1 protein-coding gene (running past one end of the window) is annotated in these 12473 nt (G+C 75.4%); it reads right to left on the bottom strand.

The genetic code is table 11. The features are described 5' to 3' along the window. Nucleotides 1–12473, bottom strand: partial view of a type I polyketide synthase gene (locus ABZ951_RS02535; protein WP_361278625.1) — the 5' end (the start) only. The gene continues 16018 nt to the left of window position 1, outside the view; the window shows 12473 of its 28491 coding nt (coding positions 1–12473); it begins with the start codon at nt 12471–12473; its stop codon lies beyond the left edge, outside the window.

Here is a 12473-nt window from a genome sequence, read left to right as displayed (position 1 = left end):
CGGGTGTCCGCCGCCTCGGCCGTCTCCTGGATGCCCATGGCGAGGACGGGGTGGGAGCTGACCTCGATGAAGAAGCGGTGGTCCCGCGCGAGGAGTTCGCGCACGGCGGGCTCGAAGCGGACGGTCTGCCGGAGGTTGGCGTACCAGTAGTCGGCGTCGGGGCCGGTGGTGTCCAGCCAGTCGCCGGTGACGGTGGAGAAGAAGGGCACCTGCGGGGCACGCGGCCGGACCGGCGCGAGGGCGTCGCGCAGTTCCTCCCGCAACAGCTCGACCTGTGCGGAGTGCGAGGCGTAGTCCACGGTGATGCGCCTGGCGCGGACGCCGTCGGCGGCCAGCTCGGCCAGCAGGGCGTCCAGCGGTTCGGGGGCGCCGGAGACGACGACGGAGCGGGGTCCGTTGACGGCGGCGACGGACAGGCCCGCGTACCCGGCGAGGCGCTCTTCGGCCTCGGCCGCGGGCAGCGGGACCGACATCATGCCGCCGGATCCGGCCAGCAGCCGGGCGATGGCCCGGCTGCGCAGCGCGACGACCCGGGCGGCGTCGTCCAGTGTCAGGGCGCCGGAGACGGCGGCGGCGGCGATCTCGCCCTGCGAGTGGCCGACGACGGCGTCGGGGGTGATGCCGTGGGAGCGCCACAGTTCGGCCAGCGAGACCATGACGGCGAACGAGGCGGGCTGGACGACGTCGACGCGGTCCAGGGTGGGCGCGCCCTCGGCCTGGCGCAGGACGTCGAGCAGAGACCAGTCGGTGTACGCCGAGAGGGCGGTCGCGCACTCGCGCAGGCGTTCGGCGAAGACCGGGGACTCCTCCAGCAGCCGCGCCCCCATGCCGGCCCACTGGGAGCCCTGGCCGGGGAAGACGAACACGGTCCTGCCGTCGGTGTCGGCGGTGCCCTGGACGACGCCCGGGGCGGACCGTCCCTCGCCGAGGGCCCTGAGCGCGGTGGCCCGTTCGTCGTCGCCGGTGCCGATGACGACGGCGCGGTGGTCGAAGAGCGTGCGCGAGGTCACCAGGGTGTGACCGGTGTCGAGGGCGCCGGGCGGCTGCTCGCCGTCGAGGCGGGCGGCGAGGTTCGTGGCCTGGGCGCGCAGGGCGCCCGGGGTCGACGCGGACAGCACCCAGGGGACGGCGCCGCCGGCCGGGGGCAGCGGCTCCGCTTCCTGTCCGGGGTCCGTCCGCTGCGGCCGGGGCGCCTCTTCGAGGACGGTGTGGGCGTTGGTGCCGCTGATGCCGAAGGACGAGACCGCGCAGCGGCGCGGGCGCCCGCTCTCGGGCCAGGCGGTGCGGTCGGTCAGCAGGGAGACTGTGCCGGGGGTCCAGTCGACGTGGCTGGAGGGGGTGTCGGCGTGCAGGGTGCGCGGCAGTTCGCCGTGGCGCAGTGCCATGACCATCTTGATGACGCCGGCCACGCCGGCCGCCGACTGGGTGTGCCCGATGTTCGACTTCACGGAGCCCAGGAGCAGGGGGCGTTCGGCGTCGCGGGTCCGGCCGTAGGTGGCGAGCAGGGCCTGGGCTTCGATGGGGTCGCCGAGGGCGGTGCCGGTGCCGTGCGCCTCGACGGCGTCGATGTCCGCCGGTGCCAGCCCGGAGTTGGTGAGGGCCTGGCGGATGACGCGCTGCTGGGACGGGCCGTTCGGGGCGGACAGGCCGTTGGAGGCTCCGTCCTGGTTGATGGCGGAGCCGCGGACGACGGCGAGGATGTCGCGGCCGTTGCGCCGCGCGTCGGAGAGCCGTTCCAGGACGAGGATGCCGACGCCCTCGGCGAGCGTCATGCCGTCGGCGCTGTCGGAGAACGCCTTGCAGCGGCCGTCGCCCGCGAGGGCCCGCTGCCGGCTGAAGGCGACGAAGGGGCTGGGGTTGGTCATCACGGTCGCGCCGCCGGCCAGGGCCAGTGAGCTCTCGCCGTTGCGCAGCGACTGGCAGGCCAGGTGCAGGGCGACCAGGGACGAGGAGCAGGCCGTGTCGACGGTGACCGCCGGCCCTTCGAGGCCGAAGAGGTAGGCCAGGCGCCCGGAGAGAACGCTCGGGCTGGTGCCGGTCACCAGGTGGCCCGCGGAGGGGTCGTCGAGGCCGAGGCCGTACTCCTGGTAGGTGGAGCCGATGAAGGTTCCGGTCGCCGTGGAGTGGACCGTCGCGGGGTCGATGCCGGCCTGCTCGAACGCCTCCCAGGTGGTCTCCAGCAGCAGGCGCTGCTGGGGGTCCATCGACAGGGCCTCGCGCGGCGAGATGCCGAAGAAGCCCGCGTCGAACTCGCCCGCGTCGTGCAGGAATCCGCCCTGGGTGGAGTACGTCGTGCCGTTGTTGTCCGGATCCGGGTGGTAGAGGTCGGTGTTCCAGCCGCGGTTGACGGGGAAGTCGGAGATGGCGTCGACGCCTTCGGAGATCAGCTCCCAGAACTGTTCCGGGGAGCGGACGCCGCCGGGGAAGCGGCAGCTCATGCCGACGATGGCGATGGGTTCGTCGAAGCCGCCGGGTGACGGCGCGGCCGCGGATGCCGTCGGCTCGCCCGCCGTGCCGAGGAGTTCGGCGCGCAGATGGCGCGCGAGGGCGCCGGGGGTCGGGTAGTCGAAGACCAGGGTGGCGGGCAGGGACAGGCCGGTGAGCGCGGCCAGCCGCTTTCGCAGCTCCACGGCGGTCAGCGAGTCGAAGCCCGCCTCGCGGAAGGCCCGCCGCTCCGCGATGCCCTCGGCGGAGGTGTGGCCGAGGACGACGGCCGCCTCGGCGCGCACCAGGTCGGTCAGGAGTCGCTCCTGCTCGTCCTCGCCGAGGCCCCGCAGGCGTGCGGCGAACTCCGGTACGGCGCTCTCGCCGTCGGTGTGCGCGAGGGCCCGGACGTCGGCCAGTTCGTCGAAGAGGGGGCTGGGGCGGGAGGAGGTGAAGACGGGGTGGTAGCGGTCCCAGTCGATGTCGGCGACCGTGACGGTGACGTCCTGCTGGACGAGCGCGCGGCGCAGTTCGGCCATGGCGGTGGCGGGGGCGAGGAAGCGCAGCCCCTGCCGCCGCAGTTGGTCGGCCACGGCCTCGTGGGTGGCCATGCCGAGCTCGCCCCAGGGGCCCCAGGCCACCGAGGTCGCGGGCAGGCCGCGGGCCCGCCGGTGTTCGGCGAGGGCGTCGAGGTAGGCGTTGGCGGCGCCGTAGGCGCTCTGCCCGGCGCTGCCCCAGACTCCGGCGATCGAGGAGACCAGGACGAAGAATTCGAGGTCGTGGCCGTCGAGGAGGGCGTCCAGGTGGGCCGCCCCGAGCAGCTTCGCGGCCATCGCCTCCGCGGCGGCGTCCAGGGGGGTCTCCGTGAGGGGGGCCGCCTGGCCGACGCCGGCCGCGTGCACGACGCCGGTCAGCGGGTGCTCGTCCGGTACGGAGGCCAGCAGTGCGGCCAGCGCGTCGCGGTCGGCGGTGTCGCAGGCCGCGACGGTGACCCGGGCGCCCAGGTCGGCCAGTTCAGCGGCCAGTTCCTCGGCGCCGGGGGCGTCGGGGCCGCGGCGGCTGGTGAGGAGGAGGTGGTCGGCACCGCTGCGGGCGAGCCAGCGGGCGACCTCGGCACCGAGCGCTCCGGTGCCGCCGGTGACGAGCACGGTGCCCCGCGCGGTGAAGGCGTCGGCCGGGGGCAGTCCGTCGAGCGGGTGGCGCACGAGGCGCCGGCCGAGCGCACCGGTCGCGCGGATCGCGATCTGGTCCTCGTCGCCCTGTGCGGCGAGGGCGCTGACGAGGTGCTGGGTGGCGGGGCCGTCCAGGACGGCCGGCAGATCGATCAGGCCGCCCCACAGCTGCGGGTGTTCGAGGGCGGCGACGCGGCCCAGGCCCCAGACGGCCGCCTGGAGGGGGGCGGTGAGCGGGTCGGCGGCGCCCGTGGTGACCGCGCCGCGGGTCAGGACCCATAGGGGGGCGGCGAGGTCGGTGTCGGCGAGCGCCTGGGTCAGGACGATGCTGAGCGCGAGGCCGGCCGGCGGCTCGGTGCCCGGCCTGTCGGCGAGTGCGAGCAGGGACAGTACGCCGGCCAGGGGCCGTCCCGTGTCGCGTACGGCTTGCAGGCGGGCGGCGAGTACGGCGCGTTCGCGGCAGTCCGCGTCCAGCTCGAGCGTCTCGAACTGCGCGCCGTGGCCGCGCAGCGCGTTCAGGATCTCGTCGCCGTCGGTCCCTTCGGCGGTCACGACCAGCCAGGTGCCGTCCAGGACGGGGGCGGCGGCCGGCCGTACCGGGCGCCAGGCGACGCGGTAGCGGGTGGAGTCCAGCAGTGCCTTCTCCTGCCGGAGCTGTCGCCAGGACGACAGGGCGGGCAACAGCGCGTAGAGGGAGGCGTGCTGCTCGTCGCGCAGGCCCAGGAGGCCGGCGAGCCCCGCGGCGTCGCCGCGTTCGACGGCGCTCCACAGCTCGGCGTCCGCGGGGTCGGCGGCGGCCTGCGGGCCGCGGGCCGGGGCGGCCTCGGGCCAGTAGCGCTCGTGCTGGAAGGCGTACGTGGGGAGGTCCACGGTGCGCGCGCCCGTGCCGGTGAAGTACGCAGGCCAGTCGACGGCCGTGCCGCGGACGTGCAGGCGGGCGAGCGCGGAGGTGACGGACCGCTCCTCGCCGCGGTCGGCGCGCAGCAGCGGGACGAAGTCCGCGTCCGTCCCGTCGCCCAGGGTGTCCTGGGCGGGGGATGACAGCACGCTGTCGGGGCCGAGTTCGAGGAAGGTGGCGGCACCGTGCGCGTGGGCGGCGCGTATGCCGTCGGCGAAGCGGACCGTGCCGCGCGCGTGCGCGACCCAGTAGTCCGCGGAGCGGAGTTCCTCGTCCGTGGCGGGCCGGCCGGTGAGGTCGGAGATGACGGTGAGCGTCGGTGCCGCGTAGGTGAGCCCGGCGGCGACCTCACGGAACGCGTCGAGCATGGGCTCCATGAGCGGCGAGTGGAAGGCGTGGCTGACGGGAAGCCGCTTGGTCCTGCGGCCCTGTGCGGCGAAGTGGGCGGCGATCTCCTCGGCGGCGGCCTCGTCGCCGGAGACGACGACGGCGGTGGGGCCGTTGACGGCGGCGAGGGAGACCTCGTGTTCGCGTCCCGCGAGCAGGGGCGCCACCTCGTCCTCCGTGGCCTGGAGGGAGATCATGGCGCCGGCGGCGGGCAGGGCCTGCATCAGCCGGGCGCGCGCGGCGACCAGGCGGGCCGCGTCGGGCAGCGGGAGGACGCCCGCGACGTGCGCGGCGGCGATCTCGCCGACCGAGTGGCCGAGCAGGACGTCGGGGCGGATCCCCCAGGTGCGCAGCAGACGGTAGAGCGCGACCTCGACGGCGAAGAGCGCCGGCTGGGTCCACTCGGTGCGGTCCAGCAGCTCCGCTTCGGGGCTGCCGGCCGGGGCGAGGAGGACCTCCTTCAGCGGGCGGTCCAGGTGCGGGTCGAGGGCGGCGGCCACCTCGTCGAGGGCGGCGGCGAACGCGGGGAAGCGCGCGTGGAGTTCCCGGCCGGCGCCCGGGCGCTGGCTGCCCTGTCCGGCGAACAGCACGGCGAGCCTGCCCGCACTGCCGGTCTCGCCCTCGGTCAGCGCGGGGTCGGGCCGGTCGGCGGCCAGCGCGGCGAGCGCGCGCAGCAGTTCGCCGCGGTCGCCGGTGACGACGGCCCGCTGGTCGAAGGCCGAGCGGGTGGTGGCGAGGGAGAGGCCGACGTCAGCCGGGTCGAAGGCCGGGCGGTCGTCGAGGAAGGACCGCAGGCGGGCCGCCTGGTGCCGCAGTGCCGCCCGGCTCCTGCCGGACAGGGTCCACGGCACGACGGCCGGCACGAGCGGCGGCTGTCGGCGCTCCTCGCGCGGGCCGGGGGCGGCCGGGGCCTCTTCGAGGACGACGTGTGCGTTCGTACCGCTGAAACCGAAGGAGGAGACTCCGGCGCGCCGCGGCCGGCCCGCCCGCGGCCAGGGGGTCTCTTCGGTGAGCAGGCGCACCGCTCCGGCGTCCCACTCCACGTGCAAGGACGGCTCGTCGGCGTGCAGGGTGCGGGGCAGCACGCCCTGGTCCATGGCCATGACCATCTTGATGACGCCGGCCACGCCGGCCGCCGCCTGGGTGTGACCGATGTTGGACTTCACGGAGCCGAGCAGCAGCGGCTGCCCGGGGTCGCGGTCCTGCCCGTAGGTGGCGAGCAGGGCCTGGGCCTCGATGGGGTCACCGAGCGTGGTGCCGGTGCCGTGCGCCTCCACCGCGTCGACATCCGCGACGGACAGGCCGGCGCCGGCCAGTGCCTGCCGGATCACCCGCTGCTGGGACGGGCCGTTGGGGGCGGTCAGCCCGTTGGAGGCGCCGTCCTGGTTGACGGCGGAGCCCCGTACGACGGCCAGGACCCGGTGCCCGTTGCGCTGGGCGTCGGAGAGCCGTTCGAGGACGAGCATGCCGACGCCCTCGGCCCAGCCGACGCCGTCGGCGCTGTCGGAGAAGGACTTGCAGCGGCCGTCCGGGGACAGGCCGCGCTGCCGGGAGAACTCGATGAGGGAGCCCGGCGTCGACATCACCGTGACACCGCCGGCCAGGGCGAGCGAGCACTCCCCCGCGCGCAGGGCCTGCATCGCCCAGTGCATGGCGACGAGCGAGGACGAACACGCCGTGTCGACGGTGACGGCGGGACCCTCCAGCCCGAGGGCGTAGGACACACGCCCGGAGGCGATGCTCGGTGAGGTGCCGCTGCCCTGATGGCCCTCGAACTGCCCGCCGGCGAGGACCATGGAGTAGTCGTTGTACATGACGCCGGCGAACACGCCGGTGCGGCTGCCGCGCAGGGACACCGGGTCGATGCCGGCGCGTTCGAAGGCTTCCCAGGACGCCTCCAGGAGCAGCCGCTGCTGCGAGTCGGTGGCCAGCGCCTCGCGGGGGCTCATGCCGAAGAAAGCGGGGTCGAACTCGGGTGCCTCGTGCAGGAATCCGCCGAAACGGGTGTAGGAGGTGCCGAGGCGGTCCGGGTCCGGGTCGTAGAGCGCCTCCAGGTCCCAGCCGCGGTCCGTGGGCAGGCCCGAGATGGCGTCGGTGCCCTCGCTGACCAGCCGCCACAGGTCCTCGGGCGAGGCGACGCCGCCCGGGTAGCGGCAGCTCATGCCGACGATGACGACGGGGTCCTGCTCGCCGGCGGCCCGGGGGGCGTCCGCCGTGGCGGCGGCTTCGGATCCCATGAGCTCGCCGAGGACGTGCGCGGCGAGCGCGGCGACGGTCGGGTAGTCGAAGACCACCGTCGCGGCGGTGCGCAGGCCGGTGGCCGTACGGAGCCGGTTGCGCAGTTCCACGGCGGTGAGCGAGTCGAAGCCCAGCTCCCGGAACGGGCGCCGGACGTCGACCTCGGCGGTACCGGAGTGGCCGAGCACGGAGGCCACTTGACCGGCCACGAGGTCGCGCACCACCTCGGCGCGGTCGTCCTCCGGCAGCCGGGACAGCTGCTGGACGAGGCTCACGGCGGTCTCCGAGCCGGTGACCACCGAGCGGCGGACGGGGGTACGCACGAGGCCGCGCATCAGCGCCGGCACCTCGCCGCGGGCCCGCAGGGCGGACAGATCCAGCCTGACCGGCAGCAGGACGGCCGCCGTCGCGGCGGTCGCGAGGTCGAAGAGCGCGACGCCCTGTTCCTCGGTGAGCGCGGGTGTGCCCGCACGGGCCAGGCGCTGGAGGTCGTGGTCGGTCAGCCCGCCGGTCATGCCGCCGGTGGGCGCCCACGGGCCCCAGCCCAGGGAGAGCCCCGGCAGCCCTTCGGCGCGGCGCAGTTGGGCGACGGCGTCGATGAACGCGTTCGCGGCGGCGTAGTTGCCCTGGCCCGCCGCGCCCACGGTTCCGGAGAGGGAGGAGAAGACGACGAAGGCGGCCAGGTCCAGCCCCCGGGTGGCCTCGTGGAGGTGCCATACGGCATCGGCCTTGGGCCGCAGCACCGCGCTGATCCGCTCGGGGGTCAGCGACTCGATCAGGGCGTCGTCGAGCGTGCCGGCGCTGTGCACGACGGCGGTGACGGGGTGCTCGGCGGGCACCGCGGCCAGCAGCCGGTCCACGGCGGCGCGGTCGGCGAGGTCGCAGGCTTCGACGGCGACCCGTGCGCCGTGCCCGGCCAGTTCGGCGACGAGCTCGTCGGCGCCCTCGGCGGCGGGGCCCCGGCGGCTGACGAGCAGCAGGTGCCGTACGCCGTGCTCGGCGGCCAGGTGCCGGGCCAGTACGCGGCCCAGGCCGCCGGTGGCACCGGTGAGCACCACGGTGCCCTCGGGGTTCCACGGTGTGCCGCTCTCCGGCGCCTGGGCGCGGGCGAGCCGGGCGCCGAGCAGGGCGCCGCCGCGGACGGCGGTCTGCGGCTCGTCCGTGGCCAGTGCCCGGACGAGCTCCGGCGCGGTGGGCGCGGCGGGGTCGAGGTCCACCAGGCCGAAGCGGCCGGGGTGTTCGGCCTGCGCGGCGCGCACCAGACCCCAGACGGCGGCGGCCGCCGGGTCCGGCGCCTGACGGCCGTCGGTGGTGACCGCGCCGCGGGTGACGAAGACCAGCCGCGAGCCGGCGTACCGCTCGTTCTCCAGCCAGGACCGCAGTTGCCCCAGGACGTGGGCGGTGCGGGCGTGCGCGGAGGCGACCGGTTCGTCACCGGCGGTGCCGGCGACGGGGGCGAGCACGACCTCCGGGATCTCGGCGGCGGTGGCCGGGCCGGGCAGCGCCGTGACCGTGCGGTCCGGCGAGGTCAGTGCTTCGGCGAGGCCGAAGAGGTCCGGGCCGAGGACGGCGACCGCGGAGGGAGCCGTTCCGGCGGGGTCCGGCAGCGGGGACCAGCGCAGCTCGAACAGGGCGTCGCGCGCGAGGGAGGCGGCGGTCAGCTGCTCGTCCGGCATCGGGCGCAGGACGAGCGATCCCACGGAGGCCACGAGGGTGCCCGAGGTGTCGGCGACGGCGATCGCCACCGCGTCGCCGTCGGTCCGGGTCAGCTTCACCCGGACCGCCGTCGCCCCGCTCGCGTGCAGGGTCACGTCCTGCCATGAGAAGGGCAGCCCCCCGCGGCCCTGCTCGTCGAGGCCGGCGAAGGCCGAGGCGTGCAACGCGGCGTCCAGCAGGGCCGGGTGGATGCCGAAGGAGCCGGTGTCGGAGGCACCCGTCTCCGGCAGCGTCACCTCGGCGTAGACGTCGTCACCGGCGCGCCAGGCGGCACGCAGACCCTGGAACAGGGGCCCGTACGCGAAACCGCCGTCGGCCATACGGTCGTAGAAGCCGTCGAGGTCGAGCGGCTCGGCGCCGGCGGGGGGCCAGGCGGTGGCGTCGAAGCCGGCGCGGTGCTCACCGGCGACGAGGGTGCCGGCGGCGTGCTGCGTCCAGGGCAGCTCCTCGGGGCCGTCGGGGCGGGAGTGGATGCTCAAGGTGCGGCGGCCGGACTCGTCCGGGCTGCCGGCCCACACCTGCACCTGGACACCGCCCTCCGCGGGCAGGACCAGGGGGGCGGCCAGAGTGAGTTCCTCGACGCGGCCGCAGCCGGTCTCGTCCCCCGCCCGGACGGCCAGCTCCAGGAAGGCGGTGCCGGGGAGCAGCACCGTGCCGCGTACGGTGTGGTCGGCCAGCCAGGGGTGGGTGCGCAGCGACAGCCGGCCGGTCAACAGCAGGCCGTCGGAGTTGGCGACCGACACGGCCGCCGCCAGCAGGGGGTGGCGGGCGGCGCCCAGGCCCGCAGCGCGGACGTCGGCGCCCTGTGCGGGCATGCCCTTGGGCCAGTACCGGCGGCGCTGGAAGGCGTACGTGGGAAGGTCGGTGCGCCGGGCGCCGGTGCCGGCGAACCAGGGCTCCCACCGGACGGCCACGCCCCGGACGTGCAGGCCCGCCAGCGCGGCGGTGAGCGTCTCGGCCTCGGGGCGGCCCGGCCGGAGCACGGCGAGCGTGGCGGGTACGGCCTCGGGGGTGCCGCTGTCGTCATCGGTACCGTCCAGGCAGGCCCGGGCCATGGCGGACAGGACACCGTCGGGGCCCAGTTCGAGGAAGGTGCCGGCGCCGTGGTCGTTCAGCCAGGTCACGGTGTCGGAGAACCGGACGGCGTGGCGGGCGTGGTCCGCCCAGTAGTCGGGGGAGGTCAGCTGCTCGACCGTGGCGAGGGTGCCGGTCAGGCCGGAGACGACCGGGATGACGGGTGCCTGCGGCGCGAGGCCGGAGACGACGGCGCGGAACTCCTCCAGCATGGGTTCCATGAGCGGGGAGTGGAAGGCGTGCGAGACCCGCAGCCGCTTGGTCTTGCGGCCCAGTGCGGTGAAGTGTGCGGCGACGGCCGCGACTTCATCCTCCGCGCCGGCCACGACGAGGGCGGTGGGCCCGTTGACCGCCGCGATCGAGATGCGGTCCCGCCGGTTCTCGATCAGAGGGAGGACCTCGTCCTCCGTCGCTTCCAGCGAGACCATGGCGCCGTCGGCGGGCAGCGCCTGCATGAGCCGGCCACGGGCGAGCACCAGGGCCGCGGCGTCGGTGGCCGAGAAGACCCCGGCGACGTGCGCGGCCGCGATCTCGCCGATGGAGTGCCCGGCGAGGAAGTCCGGCTTGATGCCGAGGGATTCGGTCAGCCGGTACAGCGCGACCTCGATCGCGAACAGGGCGGGCTGCGCGTAGCCGGTCTCGTTCAGCAGAGCGGCCTCGGGCGTGCCGTCTGCGGCGAACAGAACGTCTTTGAGGGGCTGTTCGAGGCCCTCGTCGAAGTGGGCGAGGATGTCGTCGAGCGCGGCGGCGAAGGCGGGGAAGCGGGCGTGGAGTTCACGCCCCATGCCCGGCCGCTGGGAGCCCTGGCCGGCGAAGAGGAAGGCGAGTTTGGCGCGGCCCTGCACCGTGCCGCGGGCCAGGCCGGGCGCCGGTTCGCCGTCGGCCAGCGCGGTGAGGGCTTCGAGGGCCCGGGTGCGGTCGGCGGCGGTGAACGCGGCGCGGTGCTCGAAGGCCGAGCGGGCCGTGGCCAGCGAGTGGGCCACGTCCACGGGTGCGAGCTCGGGGCGGGCCGTGAGGAAGGCCAGGAGCCGGGCCGCCTGGGCACGCAGGGCCTCCCGGGTGCGTCCGGAGAGCAGCCACGGGGTGGCGCCCGCGGCGATGAGCTCGGCGGGTTCGGCGGGTTCGGCGGTTTCGGCGACCGCGGCGGTCTCCTCCGCGTCCCCCCTGTCCTTCTCCACGGTCTCGGGGGCCTGTTCGGACGGGGCTTCCTCCAGGATCGTGTGCGCGTTGGTGCCGCTGATCCCGAACGAGGAGATGCCGGCCCGGCGCGGTTCCCCGCCCCGCGGCCAGGGGGTCTGCTCGGTCAGCAGGCGTACGGCCCCCGCCGTCCAGTCCACGTGCGAGGACGGCGCGTCGACGTGCAGCGTGCGGGGCAGTGTGCCGTGCCGCATGGCCAGCACCATCTTGATGACGCCTGCCATGCCGGCCGCCGCCTGGGTGTGCCCGAGGTTCGACTTGACGGAGCCCAGCAGCAGCGGGCGGTCCTCGGCGCGGTTGCGGCCGTAGGTCGCGATCAGCGCCTGTGCCTCGACCGGGTCGCCCAGGGTGGTCCCCGTGCCGTGCGCCTCGACGGCGTCGACCGCGTCGGCCGAGAGCCGCGCGTTGGCCAGCGCCTGCTCGATCACCCGCTGCTGGGACGGGCCGTTGGGCGCGGTCAGCCCGTTGGAGGCACCGTCCTGGTTGACGGCGGAGCCCCGTACGACGGCCAGCACCTCGTGCCCGTTGCGCCGGGCCTCCGAGAGCCGTTCCAGGACCAGTACGCCTACGCCCTCGGCCCAGCCGGTGCCGTCGGCGGAGTCGGCGAAGGAGCGGCAGCGCCCGTCGGCGGCCAGCCCGCCCTGGCGGGCGAACTCCACGAACGTCGTGGGTGCGGACATCACCGTGACGCCGGCGGCCAGGGCCAGGGAGCACTCGCCCTGGCGCAGGGAGTGGGCGGCCAGGTGCAGGGCCACCAGGGAGGACGAGCAGGCGGTGTCGACCGTCACCGCGGGGCCGACGGCCCCGAAGAAGTAGGAGAGCCGGCCCGACAGGACGCTGGTGGCCTGACCCGTCAGGGTGAAGCCCTGGACGTCGTCCTCCGGGCCCACCCGGTAATCCTGGGGCATGGCCCCGACGAACACGCCCGTCCTGGTGCCGCGGACCGCGGCCGGGTCGATGCCGGCCCGTTCGAAGGCCTCCCAGGAGGACTCCAGCAGCACCCGCTGCTGGGGATCCATCGCGAGCGCCTCGCGCGGGGAGATCCCGAAGAATCCGGCGTCGAACTCGGCCGCGTCGTGCAGGAATCCGCCGGAGAACTTCCCCGCGCCCTCGCTCTCCCCGGCGTTCCCCGCCAGCAGCTCCCAGCCGCGGTCGGCGGGGGCCTCCGTGATGCCGTCCTCGGCGGCGACGAGCATGGACCAGAGTTCCTCGGGGGTCGTCACTCCCCCGGGGAAGCGGCAGCTCATGCCCACGATCGCGATGGGCTCATGGGCCGCGGCCTCCAGTTCGCCCACCCGCTGCCGGGAACGCCGCAGATCGGCGCTCGCCCGCTTCAGGTAGTCCCGGAGCTTCTGTTCCTTGTCCAC

The organism is Streptomyces sp. NPDC046215 (assembly GCF_040646215.1).
Taxonomy (GTDB): domain Bacteria; phylum Actinomycetota; class Actinomycetes; order Streptomycetales; family Streptomycetaceae; genus Streptomyces; species Streptomyces stramineus.
This window is presented reverse-complemented; position numbering and strand designations above follow the sequence as displayed.